Source organism: Micromonospora sp. NBRC 110009 (assembly GCF_030518795.1).
Taxonomy (GTDB): Bacteria; Actinomycetota; Actinomycetes; order Mycobacteriales; family Micromonosporaceae; genus Micromonospora.
Genome location: NZ_CP130427.1, coordinates 3,800,223 through 3,820,433, shown reverse-complemented (window position 1 = coordinate 3,820,433; position 20,211 = coordinate 3,800,223). Strand labels below are relative to the sequence as shown.

Sequence of the window (20,211 nt, the reverse complement as noted above, 5' to 3'; positions counted from 1 at the left end):
CCGCCCGCTTCGGCTGGTGGCTGCGCTCCTGGTGACCGTCCTGGTTGCCGGCTGCGGCGAGGCGGAGGCCGGGCCGCAGGCCTGGCACGGCGGGCGGATCTTCCTGGCCACCGGCAACACCACCGGCGTCTACTACCAGCTCGGCGGCGGGTACGCGGACGTGATCAGCCGGCACCTGCCGGGCTACGAGGCGCGCGCCGAGCCGACCGGCGCGTCGGTGGAGAACATCAACCGGCTGGCCGGCGGCGACATGGAGATCGCCTTCAGCCTGGCCGACACGGCGGCGGACGCGGTCACCGGGCGGGGTGCGTTCGAGGGGCAGCCACAGCCGGTCCGGGCACTGGCCCGGATCTACAGCAACTACACCCACCTGATCGTCCGGGCCGACGGGAAGATCGACTCCTTCGCCCAGTTGCGCGGCAAGCGGATCTCCACCGGCTCGCCGAAGTCCGGCACGGACATCATCGCGGGCCGGTTGCTGACCGCCGCCGGGATCGACCCGGACCGGGACATCCAGCGGGTCAACCTGTCCCTGCCGGAGACGGTGCAGCGGATGCGGGCGGGCAGCCTCGACGCCATGTTCTTCTCCGGCGGCCTGCCCACCCCGGGCATCAAGGACCTGCTGTCCAGCGCGCCCGGGATGTTCCGGATGCTCCCCCTGGCGGAGCTGATCGAGCCGCTCGCCGCCCGCTTCGGCTCGGTCTACACCACCGCGACCCTGCCCCGAGAGGTGTACGGCACGCCGGCCGCCACCCCGACCATCACCGTGGCGAACGTGATCCTGGTGAGCGCGGAGATGCCGGAGGACCTGGCGTACGACCTGACCCGGATGCTCTTCACCTACCAGGCCGACCTGATCAGGGTGCACCCGGAGGCGGCGAACTTCAACCGGGACAGCGCGGCGGGGACGGACCCGATCCCGCTGCACCCGGGGGCGGCCCGGTATTACCAGCGGCGGTGACGGGCTAGACGTCGGCGGGCGCGGTGGCGGCCCGGGCCGCGGCGACGAGCCGGTCGGTCTCGGCGGCCACCGCCTCGTCGGCGGGCGTGCCGGGGTCGTAGCGGACCGTCCAGGTCAGCCCGTCGACGCCGGGCACCCGGCGGGCGGCGATCCGGCCGGCGCCGCCGGGCACCGGGTGGTGCGCGGTGTACGCCACCGACCGGGTCACCCGGGCCCGTACCTGGTGCGGCAGGTCGCCCGGGTCGAGCAGCAGGTAGGTCTCCGCCGGGCAGTCCGCCACCACCAGGTAGCCGTCCCGCTCGGCGACCCGGTCGGCCGGCGTGACGGTCAGCTCCCGGCCGGACCAGACCGCCTTGAGGATGTCGTGCCAGCCGATGCGCTCTCCCCGGCCGGGCAGCCAGAGCCCGAGGTTGCTGGCCACCACCACGCCGTCGCCCTCGCCGTTGCCGGCCGCGGCCCAGGCGAGCACGCGTTCCTCGGCGGCGAGGGGCGGCCGGTCGGCCGGGGGCAGCTTCGGCTTGCGGTTGAACAGTCCCATCAGAGCCCTCCGGCGGCCTGCTCGCGCAGCGCCCGCGCGTGTTGCTCCAGCGAGAGCAGTTCCCCGAAGAGCGCGAAGTACTCGTCCTTGTTGCTCACCGGGTTGATCCGCTGGATCTTCGACTTGAGGTCCTTGATCCGGCCGGTGACCGAGCCCCACTGGAGCCGGGCCATGGTGACCGAGACGTACCGGGGGTCGGGGTCGCCGTCGATGCGCAGCGGCTCGACGGCCAGCTCGCCGACGAGTGCCTGGGCGGCCAGGTCGTCGCAGGCGTCCCGGACCTGCTCGATCCAGACCGCGCCGCCGGTGGCGGTCGCCACCCCGCCGGCCGCCGCGACGGCCGCCCGGACCACCTGGTGGACCGGGTGCCGGTATTCGCCGGCCTCGACCGCGTCGAACATCGGGCCGGCCAGCACCGGCTCCTGGAGGGCGAGCTTCAGCGCCTCCCGCTCGACCATCGACCGCGGGCTGTCCACGGTCGGGGCGACCGGGCCGGAGCGGGCCCGGGCGGACGCCTCGCCGGCCAGCTGCCCCGACCCGGCGGCCAGCACCGCGCGCTGCACCGGCTCGATCTCCATGCCGAGGTCACCGGCGAGCTTGCGGACGTACTCGGGGCGCTTCTCCCGGTCCTTGATCTTGGCGACCAGCGGGGCGGCCCGGCGCATCGCCTCCACCCGGCCGTCGACCGTGTCCAGGTCGTACCGGTTGATCACATGGCGGAGCGCGAAGTCGACCAGCGGCTCGCGGCGGGCGACCAGGTCGCGGACCGCCAGGTCGCCCTTGGCCAGCCGCAGCTCGCACGGGTCCATGCTGTCCGGGCTGACCGCGATGAAGGTACGCCCGACGAAGCGCTGGTCGTCCTCGAAGGCGCGCAGCGCGGCCTTCTGGCCGGCGGCGTCCCCGTCGAAGGTGAAGATGATCTCGCCGGCCACCGCGTCGGTGTCCATCAGCAGCCGGCGCAGCACCCCGATGTGGTCGGTGCCGAAGGCCGTGCCGCAGGTCGCCACGGCGGTGGGCACGCCGGCCAGGTGGCAGGCCATCACGTCGGTGTAGCCCTCGACCACGACCACCTTGCCCTGCTTGGCGATCTCCCGCTTGGCCTGGTCGATGCCGTAGAGGACGTGCGACTTCTTGTAGATCGGCGTCTCGGGGGTGTTCAGGTATTTCGGGCCGTCGTCGTCGTCGAAGAGCTTGCGGGCGCCGAAGCCGATCACGTCGCCGGTGAGGTCGCGGATCGGCCAGAGCAGCCGCCGGCGGAACCGGTCGATCAGGCTGCCCGAGCGGGCCGGCCGGGAGAGCCCGGCGGTGACCAGCTCGTCGTGCGTGAAACCCTGCTGGCGCAGGTGCTTGGTGAGCAGGTCCCAGGCGTCCGGGGCGAAGCCGCAGCCGTACCGCTCGGCGGCGGCCCGGTCGAAGCCCCGCTGGGCCAGGAACTCCCGGGCGGGCCGCGCGCCGGCGGTGCTGAGCTGCGCGCGGTAGAACTCGACGGCGGCGGCGTGCGCGGCGACCAGCCGCTGCCGCTGCCCCTGCTGCGGCCGGGTACGCGGGGCGGAGCGGTCGTCCTCCACGTACCGCAGCTGGACGCCGGCGCGGGCGGCGAGCCGCTCGACGGACTCGACGAAGCTCAGGTGCTCGGCGTCCATCAGGAACTTGATCGCGTCGCCGCCGGCGCCGCAGCCGAAGCAGTACCAGACGTTGCGGGCCGGCGAGACGTTGAACGACGGGCTCTTCTCGTCGTGGAACGGGCAGAGCCCCTTGAGGTTGCCGCCGCCGGCCGACTTGAGGGTCACCGTGTCGGAGATGACCTCGGCGATCGAGCTGCGCTCGCGGACCAGCGCGATGTCCTCGTCCCGGATCCGCCCCGCCATCTCCGCCACCTCCTCGGCGTACATCCTGCCCTGCCGGACCGACGATCCGGCGGTCGGGGGCACGGGCGTGTGGCGGACACCGCCCGTGCCCCGTCCGACCGGTCAGGCCGAGCGGCCGGCTCCCGTGGCGTCGCCGATCCGCGGGAACGGCTCGATGGAGAAGACCACCTCGACCGGCACCTCGAAGTAGGCGGCGATCCGCAGCGCCAGGTGCAGGCTGGGCCGGAACTCGCCCCGTTCCAGGTAGCCGACCGTCTGGTAGTGCACGCCCAGCGCGTCGGCGAGCTGTCGCCGGGAGATGCTCCGCTCGGCCCGCAGCACCGCGATCCGGTTGTGCACGGTCTCACTCATCGGCGCCGCTCATCCGACCCGCTGGATGGCGCGTTCCCGGCGGGCGGCCATCCGGGAACCGGACTCCCGGCGGGCCATCCGGCGCAGCACGACCGGGGCCAGGACGAGCCCGAGCACCGCCCAGGCGCCGAGCACCCCGACGGTCTCCACGTGCCGCCACGACCCGCCGAGCTCGACCGCGGCCAGGTCGCCGGGCAGCAGGGCCGAACGCATGCCCAGGCCCAGCCAGTAGATCGGGAAGACCTGGGCGATCGCCTGCAACCAGCCGGGGTAGCCGTTGATCGGGTAGAAGATGCCGGAGAGCGCGATGAGCCCCATCGTCGGCAGCATGACCAGGCCGAGGTTGCGCGGGTTCTCGATCAGGGAGCCGAGCACCGCGCCGATGGGCAGGGTGGCGACCAGGCCGAGCAGCGCCACCGCGAGCAGGGTGAGCCAGGCGCCCGGGCGGGACAGCTCGAGCCCGTCCAGGAAGAAGACCGCGGGGAGCAGCTGGAGGAACATGCTCAGCAGCGCCACCGTGGAGAGCAGGACGATCTTGCCGATCAGGTAGCCGAGCATGCCGTTCGGGGTGGCCTTGACGCGCAGCAGGGTGCCGTCCTCCCGCTCGACGACCAGCTGCGAGGCGAGCACCATCAGGCCGCCGAAGGCCAGCCCCATGCCGAGCGCGCTGGGCAGCGTACGGGCGCCGAGCGAGAAGGTGGTGCCGGGCACGGTGGACCCGCGCATGAAGAACGTGGTCACCAGCAGGACGGCGGTCGGGAAGAAGTAGTTCCACAGGTCCTGGCCGTTGGTGAAGGTGTTGCGCAGCTCGATCAGGCCGCGCTGCAGGCCGGCGCGGACGGCCGCCGTGGTCGGGTTCATCGGTCGCTCCCCTGCTGCCACACCCGGGCGGCCCCGCCGGCCCGGACCCCGGACTCCTGCTCGTAGACCAGTGCCATGTACGCGTCCTCCAGGCTGGCCCGGCGGACCTCCAGCTCCTGCACCTCGTCGCCGTACTGCCGGAGCAGGTCCCGGACGAAGCCGGTGGCGTCGGTCGCGGAGTGCACGAAGCGTTCGCCGGCGCGGGTCCAGCGGATCTCCGCGTCCCCGGCGACCCGACGGGCCAGCTCGTCCGGCGAGCCGTCGGCGATGATCCGGCCGCCGGCCAGGATGAGGATCCGGTCGGCCAGCTTCTCCGCCTCGTCCAGGTCGTGCGTGGTGAGCAGGATGGTGGTCTCGTCCAGGTCGGCGAGGCGGTGCACCAGCTCGTGGAACTCGCGCCGCGCCGCCGGGTCGAAGCCGACCGTCGGCTCGTCCAGGAAGAGCAGCTCGGGGCGGCCGACGATGCCCACCGCCACGTCGAGCCGGCGGCGCTGGCCGCCGGAGAGCTGGTGCACCCGCTTGCCCGCGTGCGGGGTCAGGCCGACGGCGTCCAGCAGCTCGTCGACCGGCCACGGGCGGGGGATCCGGTCGGTGGCGTAGGGCAGGTAGAAGGCGCCCAGGTGGACGAGCAGGTCCCGGACCCGCCACTTGCCGTGGTCCCGCCACGACTGGAGCACCACGCCCAGCCGGGCGCGCCAGCGCTCGTCGCCCCGGCCGGGGTCGACGCCGAGGACCCGGACGTCCCCGGCCGAGCGCAGCCGGAAGCCCTCCAGGATCTCGATGGTGGTGGTCTTGCCGGCGCCGTTGGGTCCAAGCAGGGCGAGCACCTCGCCGCGCCGGGCGGTGAAGTCGACCCCGTGCAGCACGTCCGTCGTGCCGTACCGCATGCGCAGGTCGCGAACGTCGAGGGCCAGGTTCTCGTCGGGTGGGTGCGGAGTCTCGGCGACTCCCGGTACTTCGACCGCAGTCATACCGCGAAATGTAGCACCTCTACTACATCTTGCGGCACACCCGCTCTCGGTCGAGGACCCGACAGGCGGGGTGTAAGCCGGTCACCGATGGGGACAGACGACCATGTCCGGTACGCGCAGGGCGAGCATCCCGTACCAGCCGGCGCTGGACGGTGTCCGCGCCCTCGCGGTGACCGCGGTCCTGGCGTTCCACGGCGGGGTGGCGGCCCTGCCCGGCGGCTTCCTCGGCGTGGACGCCTTCTTCGTCCTCTCCGGCTACCTGATCACCTCGCTGCTGCTCGCCGAGCACCAGGACACCGGACGGATCGACCTGCTCGCGTTCTGGGCCCGCCGCATCCGCCGGCTCCTCCCGGCGCTGCTGCTGGTCCTGCTCGCGGTGCTGCTGGTCGGCCGGCGGCTGATGCCATCGACCGAGCTGGGCGCGCTGCGCTGGGACGCCCTCGCGGCGCTGGGCTACGTCGCCAACTGGCGGATGGCGCACCGGGGCGGGGACTACTTCGCCGCCACCGGCAGCCCCTCGCCGTTGCAGCACAGCTGGTCGCTCGGCATCGAGGAGCAGTTCTACCTGCTCTGGCCGCTGCTGCTGACGGCGCTGCTCGGCGCGGCGGCGCTGCGGTCCCGGCCGGTGCGCCGCCGGCTCGCCGCGGTGCTGCTGGTCGTCCTGGCCGGCGCGGCCGCCTCGGCGCTCGGCGCGGCGGCGATGTTCGCCCCGGACGCCGGGGACCGGGTCTACTACGGCACCGACACCCGCGCGGTGGCCCTGCTGGTCGGGGCGGCGCTCGCCGTGCTCCTGGCCCGCCGGTCGTCGGCCGCGCGGCCCGGGGCCGACGACGCCTCGGCAGGCACCGGCCGCCGGGTGCGGCACCCCGTGCTCGGCGCGCTCGCGCTGGTCGGCGCCGCCGGTACGGCCTGGCTCTGGACCACCGCCGAGGGCGGGGACGGCTGGCTCTACCGGGGTGGCCTCACGGTCGCCGCCCTGGCGGTCGCGGCCGTCATCGCCCACGCCACGGTCAGCCCCGCCTCCTCGACCGCCCGGCTGCTCGCCCTGGCCCCGCTGGTCTGGTTGGGCCGGATCTCGTACGGCGTCTACCTCTGGCACTGGCCGCTGTTCCAGTGGCTGACCGCGGAGCGGACCGGGCTGACCGGAGGGCTCCTGCTCGCCGCCCGGTGCCTGGTCACCCTGGCCGCCGCCACCGGGTCGTACCTGCTGGTGGAGCGGCCGATCCGGCGGGCCGGGCGGCTGCCGCGCGCGGCGCCGGCGCTGGCCGGGGCGGCGGTCAGCGGGGTGGCCGCCGTCGCCGTGCTCGGCACCGTCCCGCCGGCCACGCCGCCCCGGGCGCCGATCGCCCTGGGCGCCCCGACGCCCGCGGCCAGCGCGTCGCCCGGCTCCGCCGCCGCGGCGCCCCCGATACACCGGCCCGGGCGCCGGCCCGGACCGCCGAGGATCGCCTTCCTCGGCGACTCGGTCTCCTGGTCGCTCGGCACCTACCTGCCACAGCAGCGGGAGCTGACGGTCAGCGTGCGAGCGGTGCAGGGCTGTGGCATCGCCCGCCTGCCCGAGCTGCGCTACCTCGGCGAGCCGCACCCCAACTACCCCGGCTGCGAGCACTGGGACGATCGCTGGCGGCGGGGGGTGCGCGCCGACGACCCGGACGTGGCGGTGATCCTGCTGGACCGCTGGGAGCTGATCGACCGCAAGCTCGACGGACGCTGGCAGCACGTCGGCGATCCCGCGTTCGACCGGTACCTGACCGGTGAACTCGACCGGGCCATCGACGTCGCGGCCGCCAGCGGCGCGCATGTCACGCTGCTGACCGCGCCCTACACGCGCCGGGCGGAGCGCCCGGACGGCGGGCTCTGGCCGGAGGACGACGCCGGGCGGGTGGATGCGTGGAACCGGCTCGTGCGCGCGGCGGCGGACCGGCACGCGGCCACCGTGCTCGACCTGAACCGGCGGGCCTGCCCGGATGGGCGGTTCACCTGGTACGCCGGCGGGGTACGGGTCCGGAGCGACGGCCTGCACTTCACCCCCGAGGGGGTGCAGCAGTGGATCGCCCCGTGGCTGCTCCCCCAGCTCTACCGGCTGGCGCTGCGCGGCGGCTGAGCGCCTCAGGCCGGGAGGGTGGCCGATTCCTCGGCCTCGACCTGGGCGTTCCAGGCGGGCTTGGTGGCGCGCCAGCCCTCGTCGTCCAGGCCCCGGCGCCAGTAGCCGGAGATGGAGAGCGCCGCGCGCGGCACCCCCCGCTCGACCCGCAGCAGCCGGCGCAGCTCCTTGACGAAGGTGGCCTCGCCGTGGACGAAGGCGTGCACCGCACCGGCCGGGAAGTCCAGCGCCCGGACCGCCTCGACCAGCGCCTCGCCCACCGGGCGGCCGGCCCGGTGCAGCCAGCGCAGCTCCACCGCGCCGGGGCTGACCAGCGGCAGCTCGTCGGCCGGACCGTCGACCTCGACGAAGACCAACGCCTGCGCGCCGAACGGCAGCCGCTCCAGGGCGGCGGCGATCGCCGGCAGCGCGCTCTCGTCCCCGACCAGCAGGTGCCAGTCGGCCGCCGGGTCCGGCGCGTACGCCCCGCCGGGGCCGGTGAAGAGCACCGGGTCGCCGGGGCGCAGCGCGGCCGCCCACGGGCCGGCGAGGCCCTCGTCGCCGTGGTGCACCACGTCGATGGTCAGCTCGCCGGCCGTCGCGTCCCAGCGGCGCACCGTGTACGCCCGCAGCCGCGGCCACTGCTCGGCCGGGAACTCCCGCCTGATGGTGGCCAGGTCCGTCGGGTGCGGGTAGGTCAACCCGGCGGGCGGGAAGACGAACTTGACGTAGTGGTCGGTGTACGCGCCCACCGGCAGGCCGGCCAGCTCCGCCCCGCCCAGCACCAGCCGGATCAGATGCGGGGTGGGCCGCTCGGTCCGGACGACCGTGGCGGCGGTGAGCTTCTTCGGGCGCTGCGTCATGTCACTTAGGCTAGCCTAAGTCGCCGCCGTTCCCCCAACCGGTCAGGGCGTCGGGACCAGGCGGGCGTGCCAGGACAGGGCGGCCGGGTCGGTGAGCGAGGCCACCTGGTCGATCGCCACCCGCAGCCGCGCGGCGTCGTCGGGGGCGTCCCGCCAGAGCGGGGCGAAGACCGGGTCGAGCGCGTCCGGCGCCCGGTCAAGCAGGGCCGCGACCAGCTCGGCGAGGATCTGCTGCTGCTGGGCGTACCGGGTGTCGGCGCCCGGCCGACGCATCACGTAGCGCAGCGCGATGCCCTTGAGCAGCGCGCACTGCGCCCGGATCCGGCGCGGCACCACCAGGTCGGCGGCATACCGGCGGTGCGGTCCCGGCCCGTGGCGGTCCTGGGTGGCGGCCACCACGGTGGCGACGAACCGGCCGGTCAGCACGCTGGTGGTGGTCTTCAACGCCGCGAGGGCGCGGTGGCTGCCGTCGTACGCGGCGAGCGGGGCGAGCACCGGCTCGGCGAGCAGCTCGGCCAGCACCTCGCCGAGGTCCTCCGGGGCCTCCCCGGAGTACGCGGCCGCCACGTCGGCGCAGAGCGCCCGCCGCTCGTCCTCGTCGGCCAGCAGCGGGCGCAGGCTGACGTACCCGCCGTGGATGCCGTCCTCCACGTCGTGCACCGAGTACGCCACATCGTCGGCCCAGTCCATCACCTGCGCCTCCAGGCAGCGCCGGTCGCCGGGCGGGGCACCGGCGCGCACCCAGTCGAAGACCGGGCGGTCGTCGGCGTACACCCCGAACTTGCGCCGGCCGGGGCGGCGTTCCCACGGGTACTTGCCGACCGCGTCGAGCGAGGCCCGGGTGAGGTTGAGCCCGGCCGAGCGGCCGGACGGGTCGAGCACCTTGGCCTCCAGCCGGGTGAGCACCCGCAGCGTCTGCGCGTTCCCCTCGAAGCCGCCGCAGGCGGCGGCGAGCCCGTCCAGGGCGTCCTCGCCGTTGTGCCCGAAGGGCGGGTGACCGAGATCGTGGGCCAGCCCGGCGGTGTCCACCACGTCCGGGTCGCAGCCCAGCCGGGCGCCCATCTCCCGGGCGATCTGCGCCACCTCCAGCGAGTGGGTCAGCCGGGTGCGCAGGAAGTCGTTGGTGCCCGCGGTGTGCACCTGGGTCTTCGCGGCGAGCCGGCGGAACGCCGCCGAGTGCAGCACCCGCGCCCGGTCCCGCTCGTACGGCGACCGCCCGTACCCGGAGTCCTTGGGCGCCTCGACGGCGAGGCGCGCCGCGTCGTCAGCGCCGGGACCCGCGCTCAACCGTCATCCCCGCTGCCGCAGCACGCAGAACTCGTTGCCCTCGGGGTCGGACAGCACCGTCCACGCGGCGTCGGCCTGGCCGATGTCGACGTGCCGGGCCCCCATGTCCACCAACCGCTCGACCTCGGCCTCCTGGTCGTCCGGGCGCAGGTCGATGTGCAGCCGGTTCTTGCCCTCCTTGGGCGCGCTGACCGGGACGAAGACGATGCCGGGCAGCTCGTCGGGCGAACGGCGGATCTCCACCTCGTCGGGCTTGTCCGCGACCACCTGGTAGCCGAGCGCCTCCGCCCACCAGTGGGCCAGCCGGGACGGGTCCTCGGCGTCGACGGTCAGGTTCTCCCAGACGATGGTCATGCGGCCACCCTTCCTGATCAACGCGAACGCGGCGAGCCCAGGTTACGCCCGCCGACCGAAGACGGCGCACCGGGCGAGCGCGGGGCCGTCGACGACGTAAGCGCCGGCGGCCCCGCTCGTATCACGGTCAGCGGGAGTCGGAACCGGTGGTGGTGATCGCCGCGCGGCCGGCCTCCAGCCGGGCCACCGGGACCCGGAACGGCGAGCAGGAGACGTAGTCGAGCCCCACCTCGTGGAAGAAGTGCACCGAGTCGGGGTCGCCGCCGTGCTCGCCGCAGACGCCGAGCTTCAGCCCGGGCCGGGCGGCCCGGCCCTCCTCGGCGGCGATCCGGACCAGCCGGCCGACGCCCTCGGCGTCGATCGACTCGAACGGCGAGATGCCGAAGATGCCCAGCTCCAGGTAGCGCCAGAAGAACGCGCCCTCGACGTCGTCGCGGGAGAAGCCCCAGGCCATCTGGGTGAGGTCGTTGGTGCCGAAGGAGAAGAACTGCGCCGCCTCGGCGATCTGCCCGGCGGTCAGCGCCGCCCGGGGCACCTCGATCATGGTGCCGATCAGCACCTCGACGCCGCTGTCCCCGACCACCTCGGCGATGATCTTCTCGGCCTCGGCGCGAACCGTCTCCAGCTCCTGCACGGCGCCGACCAGCGGGACCATGATCTCCGGGCAGGCCGCCCCGCCGCCCCGCGCGACCGTGACGGCGGCCTCGGCGATCGCGCGGACCTGCATGGCGAACAGGCCGGGGATGACCAGGCCGAGCCGGACGCCGCGGAGGCCGAGCATCGGGTTCTCCTCGTGCATCCGCCGGACGGCGGCGAGCAGCGCCTCCTCCTTGGCCACGTCCTCGCCGCGCTCCTGGGCGACCGCCACGTTGACCGCGAGCTGCTCCAGCGGGGGCAGGAACTCATGCAGCGGCGGGTCGATCAGCCGCACGGTGACCGGCAGGCCGTCCATCTCGCGGAAGATCTCGATGAAGTCCTCGCGCTGCAGCGGCAGCAGGGCGGCGAGGGCCGCCTCCCGCTCGGCGTCGTCGGCGGCCAGGATCAGCCGCTCGACCAGCTCCCGCCGGTCGCCGAGGAACATGTGCTCGGTGCGGCACAGGCCGATGCCCTCGGCCCCGAACCGCCGCGCCCGCGCCGCGTCCGGGCCGGTGTCGGCGTTCGTGCGGACCCGCAGCCGCCGCGTGGCGTCGGCGTGCGTCATGATCCGGTGTACGGCTCGGACCAGCGGGTCGTCGGTCCGCTCCGCGTCGAGGGTGCCCTCGAAGTACTGCACCACCTCCGACGGCATGACCGGGACCTCGCCGAGGTAGACCTTGCCGGTGGTGCCGTCGATGGAGACCACGTCGCCCTCGTTGACGGTGCGCCCGGCCACGGTGAACTTCTTCGCGGGAATGTTCACGTCGAGCTCGTCGGCGCCGGACACGCAGGTCTTGCCCATGCCCCGGGCCACCACGGCGGCGTGGCTGGTCTTGCCGCCGCGCGAGGTGAGGATGCCCTTGGCGGCGATCATGCCGTTGAGGTCGTCCGGGTTCGTCTCCCGCCGGACGAGGATCACCGGCTCCCCTTCGGCGGCCAGCTCGACCGCCCGGGCCGAGGTGAAGACCACCTTGCCGACGGCGGCGCCCGGGGAGGCGCCGATGCCCTTGGCCACCGGCTCGAACTCGTGGTCCAGCTTGAACCGGGGGAACATCAGCTGGGCGAGCTGCGCGCCGTTGACCCGGTGCAGCGCCTCGTTCAGGTCGATCAGGCCCTCGTCGACGAGCTGCCCGGCGATGACGAACGCGGCGGCGGCGGTCCGCTTGCCGACCCGGGTCTGGAGCATCCACAGCTTGCCGCGCTCGATGGTGAACTCGATGTCGCAGAGGTCCTTGTAGTGCTCCTCGAGCCGGGCCATGTAGTCGAGCAGCTCGTCGTAGGACTTCTTGTCGATCCGCTCCAGCTCCTGCAACGGCACGGTGTTCCGGATGCCGGCGACCACGTCCTCGCCCTGCGCGTTGGCCAGGTAGTCGCCGTAGATGCCCTGCGCCCCGCTGGCGGGGTCGCGGGTGAAGGCGACGCCGGTGCCGGAGTCGGGGCCGAGGTTGCCGAAGACCATGGCCACCACGTTGACCGCGGTGCCCAGGTCGGCCGGGATGCGCTCCTGGCGGCGGTAGACCACCGCGCGCTCGGCGTTCCACGATTCGAAGACCGCGCGGATGGCCAGGTCGAGCTGCTCGCGCGGCTCCTGCGGGAACTCCCGCCCGGTGTGCTTGGCGAAGATCTTCTTGAACGCGTCGACCAGCCCGCGCAGGTCGTCCGCGTCCAGGTCGAGGTCGTTGTCGGTGCCCTTGGCCCGCTTGGCGTCGTCGATGGCGTGCTCGAACTCCTCGCCCGGCACCTCGCAGACGGTCTTGCCGAACATCTGGATCAGCCGGCGGTACGAGTCCCAGGCGAACCGGTCGTTGCCGCCGGCCTGCCGGCTGAGCCCGACCACGCTGCGGTCGTTGAGACCGACGTTGAGGACGGTCTCCATCATTCCGGGCATGGAGAACTTGGCGCCCGAGCGGACCGAGACCAGCAGCGGGTCGTCCGGGTCGCCCAGCCGGCGACCCATGCCGCCCTCCAGGGACTCCAGGTGCGCCTCGATCTGGCCGGCCAGTCCGTCCGGCTCCCGGCCGGTCGCCAGGTACGCCTTGCAGGCCTCGGTGGTGATGGTGAAGCCGGGCGGGACCGGCAGGCCGAGATTCGTCATCTCGGCGAGGTTGGCCCCCTTGCCACCGAGCAGGTCCTTGAGGTCCTTGTTGCCCTCGGCAAAGTCGTAGACGTACTTGTGATCGACCGTCTCTTGCGTTGCCACCAGAGCCTCCCACGCGCGCCGGGATTGACACTTAACGAAGGTTCAGTTCGGACATACCCCGAGACCAACCACCGGTAATCCCGGTGCCGTCAGCGATCGGTGGGCGAAGGTTAAGCGAACATCGAGTGGGCTGGGACCGTTCGGTGACAATCGGCACAACCGTCACCACTATCCGCGTCCGTACCGGTTTTTGGGAACGCTTCCACGCGCAGGATCACGCAATTCCGATTCCCCTCGTACTCTTGGGAGACTGCTTCTGCTGAACCTGACCTTTGCCATATCGCGCGCAAATACACCCTCCGGAGCCGTCGCCGTGTCGACCATCCCCGCCGCCCCCGCCGAGAGCGGACCCGAGCCGCTCGACCCGGCCGACCTGCCCACCCGGCAGCCGGCCGCCGCCGAACTCGCCCGCACCGCCGCCCGGGCGGCCGGCGACCTGCTCGCCCCGCCCGCGCCGGTCCGGCTGGCCGACGTGGTCCCCGCCCCCGAACGGGTCACGCCCGAGCCGGCGGCCGACTTCCTACTGCCCGAGGACGCGGTGATCCTGGTCAGCCCGCCCGCCCGGGACGTCGCCGAGCAGCTCGCCGACTGGCTGCGCCCCGCCACCGGCTACCCGCTCCCGGTCACCGACGCCGGGGACGACGGTTCACTCCTGCTCACCCTGTCCGGCGCGGCGGCGTCCGCCCGCCCGGCCGGCGCGGAGCCGGTCGAGGCGCTGGGCGACGAGGGCTACCGCCTCGACGTGACCCGGGACGAGGTCCGGATCAGCGCGGCCACCCCGGCCGGGCTCTTCCACGGCGCGCAGACCCTGCGGCAGTTGCTGCCGGCGCCGATCGAGAGCGCCACCCCGGTCGCCGAGCGCTGGGTGATGCCGGGCGGCAGCATCCTCGACCGGCCACGCTTCCCCTACCGGGGCGCGATGCTCGACGTGGCCCGGCACTTCTTCACCGTCGACGAGGTGCTGCGGGTGGTCGACCACCTGGCCCGGTACAAGCTCAACCACCTGCACCTGCACCTCACCGACGACCAGGGCTGGCGGATCGCCGTGGACTCCTGGCCCCGGCTCGCCGAGGTGGGCGGCGCCACGGAGGTCGGTGGCGGCCCCGGCGGCTGCTACACCAAGGCCGACTACCGGCGCATCGTCGCGTACGCCGACCGCCGGCACGTCACCGTGGTGCCGGAGATCGACCTGCCCGGTCACACCAACGCGGCGCTGGTCGCCTACCCCGAGCTGGCCCCCGGCAAGATCGCCCCGCCGCCGTACACCGGCACCGACGTCGGCTTCAGCTACGTCGACCCGGCCGACGAGCGGACGTACGACTTCGTCGCCGACGTGGTCGGCGAGGTGGCCGCACTGACCCCCGGGCCGTGGCTGCACCTGGGCGGCGACGAGGCGTTCAAGGTCAAGGGCGCGGCGTACACCGGCTTCGTGGAGCGGGCGCAGCGGATCGTGGCGGCCACCGGGAAGACCGTGGTCGGCTGGCACCAGCTCGCCCCGGCCGGGCACGTCGACGGGCGGGTGCTCCAGTGGTGGGGCACCAACGGCGACGACCCGGAGACCGCCGCCGCGGTACGCGGCGGCGCCCGGCTGATCCTCTCCCCCGGCAACCGGGTCTACCTGGACATGAAGTACGCCCCGGACACCCCGATCGGGCACGACTGGGCCGGCCTCATCGACGTCCACCGGGCCTACGACTGGGACCCGGGCAGCCACCTGACCGGCGTCCCGGCCGACGCCGTGCTGGGGGTGGAGGCGCCGCTCTGGACCGAGTCGGTCACCACGCTGGCCGAGGTGGAGTTCATGCTCTTCCCGCGCCTGCCCGCCGTCGCCGAGCTGGGCTGGTCACCTCGCGCGACGCACGACTGGGACGCCTTCCGGGACCGGCTGGCCGGCCACGGCCCGCGCTGGACCACCGCCGGCATCACCTTCCACCCTTCCCCGGACATCCCCTGGCCGGCGATGCCGACCCACCCCATCCCCGCCCAACCGTCCCGAACGGCCGTCACCGATACCCACTGACCCCTCGGGGCTCGCGCCCCGCGGGCCAGGATCCGCGTGGATCCGCGGGCCCGGGCTGACTCCATGAGCCGGGCAGCGGCTTCCCCGGCCCGCAGCGGCCGGGACCACCTGAGATCGGTATGTCGCTGCGTCGCGTTCATGACGCAGCGGCATGGTCGTCATGCGGTCGGCGAATGGAGCGTGCCTGCCCGGTTGGGGTCGGTGTCCGTTTCTCGGATCGCCCGCGATGCCCCGATGTCCGGGTTTGGGCCCGGCGTCCCGGGGTCGCGGCCACGTCGGCGGCGGAATGATGCCGGGGCCGGGGTCGTTGTACATGGCTGACCGCGCGGCAACCAGTCCGGCCCTCGGGTCGGGCGGAATGACTGGCCGCCGGTCGTGGTTACATCCCCGGGCCGCGAGGCCCGCCCCGGGTGAGCCGGTGGGAATGACCTCCCGGCCCCCGTCGTTACATCCCCGGACCGCGCCGCACCTGGTCCGTGCCGGATGAGCCGAGGGAATCACTCCCCGCCACCGGTCGTTACATCCCCGGGCCGCCCGAGCAGGTCACCCCCTGATCGCCGGGCGAACCCCGAAAGACTTCTTGTTCGCGGCCACCCGCACACCCCCCCTTTGTGCGATGGCCGCAATACCCCCAACCGGAAGGCGTGACTTCATCATGCGTACCGACATTCTGCGTAAGACCGTCCTGACCGCTGCGGGTGTCGCCGCCACCGCCGGTGGCATCGCCGGCCCCGCCATCGCCGCCCACGCCGCCCCCGCCGACAAGGCCGCCCAGGTGAGCACCGACCGCAAGGGCCACGGCGAGCGGGAACTCAACGTCCGCTACGAGGCCCAGCCGAACTTCTACTACTGCGGCCCCGCCGCCACCCGCAACGCCCTGTCCGTGCAGGGCAAGAACATCAACGTCGACGCCATGGCCAAGGAAATGGGCACCACCGAGAACGGCACCAACAGCATCAACGACATCACCCCGGTCCTGAACAAGGAAACCGGCAAGACCAACGCCTACCACTCGGTGGAAATCCGCACCCCCAAGGCCGACGACAAGCAGACCGACACCCTGCGCGCCGACATCGTCCGCACCATCGACGACGGCCGGGCCGTGGTCGCCAACATCGCCGGCACCACCACCGACACCGACGGCAACACCCACTCCTTCGAAGGCGGCCACTACATCAGCGTCGTCGGCTACCGCGACAACGGCCACACCGTGACCATCGCCGACTCCGCCGACCCGAACATGGCCTCCTACCGCATCACCGTCGACAACCTCGCCGACTGGATCGCCACCCGCGGCTACAGCACCTCCTGACGATCCGACCGGCAACAACACGAAAGGGCCCGACCCCACCAGGGGTCGGGCCCTTCGGCGTATCCGGGTCAGCCGCCGGAGTCGTCCAGCTCGGCGCCGTCCGGCGGGGTGTCGTCGTCGCGGCTGGCCAGCCAGCCGTCGGGGAGGAAGACCTTGCCCGGCGAGTTGGTCCGGCCGCGCGGCTGACCCAGGTTCTCGACCGGGAACGGCACGTCCGGGTCCAGCTTGCCGAGCAGGTCGTCGAGCTGGGCCAGGCTGTCGATCATCGCCAGGGAGCGGCGCAGCTCGCTGCCGATCGGGAAGCCCTTGAGGTACCAGGCGACGTGCTTGCGGAAGTCGGTGCAGCCGTCCCGCTCGCCGCGGGCCGGGTTGCGCGCGCCGGCCACGAACTGTTCGACCAGCAGCTCGGCGTGGCGCCGCATGGTCACCGCGACCTCGCCGAGGCTGGGCAGCCGCCGCTCGGTCCGGCCGTTGAAGGCGGCCTCCAGGTCGGCGAAGAGCCACGGCCGGCCCAGGCAGCCGCGCCCGATCACCACGCCGTCGACGCCGGTGTGCGCGACCATCCGCAGCGCGTCGTCCGCCTCCCAGATGTCGCCGTTGCCGAGCACCGGCACGTTCAGCGCCTGCTTGAGGGTGGCGATGGCGTCCCAGTCGGCGGTGCCCGAGTAGCGCTGGGCGGCCGTACGCCCGTGCAGGGCGACCGCCGCGACGCCGGCATCCTGGGCGGCCAGCCCGGCCTCGACGTACGTCAGGTGGTCGTCGTCGATGCCCTTGCGCATCTTGACGGTGACCGGCACCCCGGCGGGTGACGCGGCGTCCACCGCGGCCTTGACCAGCCGGGCGAAGAGCCGGCGCCGCCACGGCAGGGCCGACCCGCCACCGCGCCGGGTGACCTTGGGGACCGGGCAGCCGAAGTTGAGGTCGATGTGGTCGGCCAGGTCCTGCTCCACCACGATCCGCACCGCGGCGGCGGTGATCTCCGGGTCGGTGCCGTAGAGCTGCAGGCTGCGCGGCTGCTCCTCCGCGCCGAAGGCGATCATGCGCAGCGTCTTCGGGTTCCGCTCGACCAGCGCCCGGGTGGTGATCATCTCGCACACGTAGATGCCGCCGCCCTGCTCGCGGCAGAGCCGGCGGAAGCCGACGTTGGTGATGCCGGCCATCGGCGCGAGCACCACCGGCGGCCACACCTGGTGCCGCCCGATGGTCAACGGGCGCAGCGCGGGCAGGGTCGGGGCGGTCACCGGACAAGTGTAAGGAGGGGCCCCTTCTTAACGCCCTCTGCATAGCACGGGCCCCCTGTTAACAGGGCGCATATCACAGGGGCGGGCTTGGCGGGGGTTGTGCACAGGGGGCGCGGCGGTACACAGGCGGGTTCGCGGCGGCGGCGCGGTCGTCCCGTGCGGTGGAGGCTGCGGTCATGATCGAGCACCGAGCCACCACGCTCGAAGAGGCGGCGCAGCGTCAGCACCAGATCCTGACCAGGACCCAACTCCTCGCCGCCGGCTTTGACGACATGTTCCTCTACCGGCAGACCCGCCGGGGCCTCTGGCAACGGGTGCTGCCGGCCACCTACGCGCTGTTCAGCGGCACGATGACGGGTGAGCAGCGGCTGATCTCCGCCGTCATCTACGCCGGACCCGACGCGCAGCTGACCGGACTTGCCGCACTTGCCTGGTACGGCTTCCGGTACAGCCCCCGGACCGAGAACGTGCAGCTGGTCGTGCCGCATCACGCACGGCGCAAGTCCGCCGGCCACGCCGTGATCTCGCGGGCGCTGACCCTCGACCCCAGGGCTCGGCAGACTGCGAACTATCCGGTCTGCTCGCCTGCCCGGGCCGTTGTTGACGCCGCCCGGGACCTGCGGCAACTGCGTCCGGTGAGGGCCATCGTCGCCGAGGCCGTCCAGCGCGGCTTCACCGGCCTGGCCGCGTTGGAGGAGGAGATCAATCGTGCCCGGCGTAGCCGTACCGCACTGATCAGGAAGGCCTTCTCCGAGGTGGTCGCCGGCACCCGTTCGGCGCCGGAGGCGGAGCTGCGGGAGTCGCTGGCCGGCAGCCCTGTTCTGCCGGCGATCCAGTGGAATCCCCGCCTGGTCGACGCGGCGGGGCGGAGGCTGCCCACGCCGGACGGGTACCTCGCCGAGGCGGGCGTGGCGCTGGAGGTCGACTCGCAGGAGTACCACTTCAGTCCGGAGGACTGGGCGCGCACGTTGGACCGGCACAACGAGTTGAGCCGGCTCGGCGTGCTGGTCCTGCACTTCACCCCGGCACAGATCCGCCGGGACCCGTCGGGAGTGCGCCGGGCCGTGGAGGACGCATATGCCACCCGACGCGGCACAGCCGCCCCCGCCGGTGTCCGCGTCGAACCACGCCCCGACCCCGGGTCAGGGGTGTGAGAAGGGGCCCCTTCTCTACCGCAGACGTTAAGAAGGGGCCCCTCCTTACAGCTCAGCAGCCGGGCAGGCGCTCGATCAGGTAGCGCTCGACCTGGTCCAGCGAGATGCGCTCCTGGGCCATGGTGTCCCGGTTCCGCACGGTCACCGCGTTGTCGTCGAGGGTGTCGAAGTCGACGGTGACGCAGAACGGGGTGCCGATCTCGTCCTGCCGCCGGTAGCGGCGACCGATCGCCTGCGAGTCGTCGAACTCGACCACCCAGCGCTTGCGCAGGTCGGTGGCGAGCTGCTTGGCCTTCGGCGAGAGCGCCTCGTTGCGGGACAGCGGCAGCACCGCCACCTTGACCGGGGCCAGCCGCGGGTCGAAGCGCATGACGGTGCGCTTGTCCACGCCGCCCTTGGTGTTCGGCGCCTCGTCCTCGTCGTACGCCTCGAGCAGAAAGGCGAGCACCGCGCGGGTCAGGCCGGCGGCCGGCTCGATCACGTACGGGATCCAGCGCTCGCTCTTGGTCTGGTCGAAGTACGACAGGTCGACGCCGGAGTGCTTGCTGTGCGTGGACAGGTCGAAGTCGGTGCGGTTGGCGATGCCCTCCAGCTCGGCGAACTCGGTGCCGCCGAACTGGAACCGGTACTCGATGTCGACGGTGCGCTTCGAGTAGTGGGAGAGCTTCTCCTTGGGGTGCTCGTAGAAGCGCAGGTTCTCCTCGGAGAGGCCCAGGTCGAGGTACCAGTTCCAGCGCTCGCGCAGCCAGTACTCGTGCCACTCCTCGTCGGTGCCCGGCTCGACGAAGAACTCCATCTCCATCTGCTCGAACTCGCGGGTCCGGAAGATGAAGTTACCCGGGGTGATCTCGTTGCGGAACGACTTGCCGGTCTGCGCGATGCCGAACGGCGGCTTCTTGCGGGCGACCGTCTCCACGTTCTTGTAGTTGACGAAGATGCCCTGGGCCGTCTCCGGGCGCAGGTAGTGCAGGCCCTCGTCGCTCTCGACCGGGCCGAGGTAGGTCTTCATCAGGCCGTTGAACATCTTCGGCTCGGTGAAGGTGCCCTTGTTGCCGCAGTTCGGGCAGTTGATCTCGCTGAGCGAGGTCGGCGGCCGGCCGTGCTTGGCCTCGTACGCCTCTTCCAGGTGATCGGCGCGGAACCGCTTGTGGCAGGACTGGCACTCGGTCAGCGGGTCGACGAACTCGGCGATGTGGCCGCTGGCCTCCCAGACCTGGCGGGCCAGGATGACCGCGGAGTCCAGGCCGACGACGTCGTCGCGCTGCTGGACCATGGTCTTCCACCACTGCCGGCGGACGTTCTCCTTGAGCTCCACGCCGAGCGGACCGTAGTCCCACGCCGACCGGGTGCCCCCGTAGATCTCGCTGGAGGGGAAGACGAAGCCTCGGCGCTTGGCGAGGCTGACGACGGCGTCGATACGGTCGGCTGGCATGTTTCCTCCTACGCCGGCTGGCGGTCGGCGGGGGTGCTGTGGATGGAACCGGGCGGTTCGGGACAACGGTACGACCACC

At 73.0% G+C, this 20,211-nt stretch carries 16 protein-coding genes; 5 read left to right on the top strand and 11 right to left on the bottom strand.

Features of this window, described 5'->3' with window-relative positions:
• Positions 1 to 16 precede the first annotated feature (16 nt).
• On the top strand, positions 17 to 961 hold the full coding sequence (locus Q2K19_RS18360) for a TAXI family TRAP transporter solute-binding subunit (protein WP_302762517.1): 945 nt from the start codon (positions 17 to 19) through the stop codon (positions 959 to 961).
• Positions 962 to 965: 4 nt separating this feature from the next.
• Here the strand turns inward: Q2K19_RS18360 and Q2K19_RS18355 are convergent, their stop codons facing one another.
• From Q2K19_RS18355 to Q2K19_RS18335, 5 genes are all read right to left on the bottom strand, one after another.
• Entirely contained in the window at positions 966 to 1,499 is a 534-nt protein-coding gene (locus tag Q2K19_RS18355; protein ID WP_302762516.1) for a hypothetical protein, read from the bottom strand.
• Positions 1,499 to 3,391, bottom strand: a complete 1,893-nt coding sequence (dnaG, locus tag Q2K19_RS18350; protein ID WP_302762515.1) for a DNA primase — start codon at positions 3,389 to 3,391, stop codon at positions 1,499 to 1,501. The genes Q2K19_RS18355 and dnaG overlap by 1 nt, the downstream gene beginning before the upstream one ends.
• Before the next feature lie 78 nt (positions 3,392 to 3,469).
• A complete protein-coding gene (locus Q2K19_RS18345; protein ID WP_302762514.1) occupies positions 3,470 to 3,718 on the bottom strand; it encodes a helix-turn-helix transcriptional regulator in 249 nt (82 codons plus the stop codon).
• A 9-nt stretch (positions 3,719 to 3,727) separates the two neighbouring features.
• Positions 3,728 to 4,579: an ABC transporter permease gene (locus Q2K19_RS18340; protein WP_302762513.1), complete on the bottom strand. Its 852-nt coding sequence runs from the start codon at positions 4,577 to 4,579 to the stop codon at positions 3,728 to 3,730.
• Complete coding sequence (locus tag Q2K19_RS18335) at positions 4,576 to 5,550, bottom strand: ABC transporter ATP-binding protein (RefSeq protein ID WP_446839639.1); 975 nt, start codon at positions 5,548 to 5,550, stop codon at positions 4,576 to 4,578. Before Q2K19_RS18335 ends, Q2K19_RS18340 begins: the two co-directional genes overlap by 4 nt.
• A 103-nt stretch (positions 5,551 to 5,653) precedes the next feature.
• Between Q2K19_RS18335 and Q2K19_RS18330 the strand changes: the two genes are divergently transcribed.
• Positions 5,654 to 7,654 carry an acyltransferase family protein gene (locus tag Q2K19_RS18330; protein WP_302762512.1) on the top strand — a complete coding sequence of 667 codons (2,001 nt, stop codon included), beginning with the start codon at positions 5,654 to 5,656 and terminating at the stop codon, positions 7,652 to 7,654.
• A gap of 5 nt (positions 7,655 to 7,659) precedes the next feature.
• On the opposite strand, the gene Q2K19_RS18325 is transcribed toward Q2K19_RS18330, so the two are convergent.
• The 4 genes from Q2K19_RS18325 to ppdK all read right to left on the bottom strand — a co-directional run bounded on the left by Q2K19_RS18325 (position 7,660) and on the right by ppdK (position 12,973).
• Complete coding sequence (locus Q2K19_RS18325) at positions 7,660 to 8,496, bottom strand: siderophore-interacting protein (protein WP_302762511.1); 837 nt, start codon at positions 8,494 to 8,496, stop codon at positions 7,660 to 7,662.
• Between the two features lie 42 nt (positions 8,497 to 8,538).
• Entirely contained in the window at positions 8,539 to 9,783 is a 1,245-nt protein-coding gene (locus Q2K19_RS18320; RefSeq protein ID WP_302762510.1) for a deoxyguanosinetriphosphate triphosphohydrolase, read from the bottom strand.
• A 3-nt stretch (positions 9,784 to 9,786) separates the two neighbouring features.
• Positions 9,787 to 10,137 carry a VOC family protein gene (locus Q2K19_RS18315; RefSeq protein WP_302762509.1) on the bottom strand — a complete coding sequence of 117 codons (351 nt, stop codon included), beginning with the start codon at positions 10,135 to 10,137 and terminating at the stop codon, positions 9,787 to 9,789.
• Positions 10,138 to 10,264: 127 nt separating this feature from the next.
• On the bottom strand, positions 10,265 to 12,973 hold the full coding sequence (gene ppdK, locus Q2K19_RS18310) for a pyruvate, phosphate dikinase (RefSeq protein ID WP_302762508.1): 2,709 nt from the start codon (positions 12,971 to 12,973) through the stop codon (positions 10,265 to 10,267).
• 313 nt (positions 12,974 to 13,286) lie between these two features.
• Here ppdK and Q2K19_RS18305 point away from each other — a divergent pair, with 313 nt between their 5' ends.
• Together Q2K19_RS18305 and Q2K19_RS18300 are read left to right on the top strand one after the other, a co-directional pair.
• Positions 13,287 to 14,993 (top strand): beta-N-acetylhexosaminidase, encoded by a 1,707-nt coding sequence (locus tag Q2K19_RS18305; protein WP_446839640.1) that lies wholly within the window; start codon positions 13,287 to 13,289, stop codon positions 14,991 to 14,993.
• A gap of 655 nt (positions 14,994 to 15,648) precedes the next feature.
• On the top strand, positions 15,649 to 16,305 hold the full coding sequence (locus tag Q2K19_RS18300) for a C39 family peptidase (protein ID WP_302762507.1): 657 nt from the start codon (positions 15,649 to 15,651) through the stop codon (positions 16,303 to 16,305).
• Between the two features lie 68 nt (positions 16,306 to 16,373).
• On the opposite strand, the gene dusB is transcribed toward Q2K19_RS18300, so the two are convergent.
• The gene (gene dusB / locus Q2K19_RS18295) at positions 16,374 to 17,465 is read right to left on the bottom strand and encodes a tRNA dihydrouridine synthase DusB (RefSeq protein WP_302772612.1); all 1,092 of its coding nucleotides are present in this window, start codon (positions 17,463 to 17,465) and stop codon (positions 16,374 to 16,376) included.
• 257 nt (positions 17,466 to 17,722) lie between these two features.
• On the opposite strand from dusB, the gene Q2K19_RS18290 reads away from it, so the two are divergent.
• Positions 17,723 to 18,700, top strand: a complete 978-nt coding sequence (locus tag Q2K19_RS18290; RefSeq protein WP_302762506.1) for a type IV toxin-antitoxin system AbiEi family antitoxin domain-containing protein — start codon at positions 17,723 to 17,725, stop codon at positions 18,698 to 18,700.
• 52 nt (positions 18,701 to 18,752) lie between these two features.
• On the opposite strand, the gene Q2K19_RS18285 is transcribed toward Q2K19_RS18290, so the two are convergent.
• Positions 18,753 to 20,132, bottom strand: a complete 1,380-nt coding sequence (locus Q2K19_RS18285; protein WP_302762505.1) for a glycine--tRNA ligase — start codon at positions 20,130 to 20,132, stop codon at positions 18,753 to 18,755.
• Positions 20,133 to 20,211 lie beyond the last annotated feature (79 nt).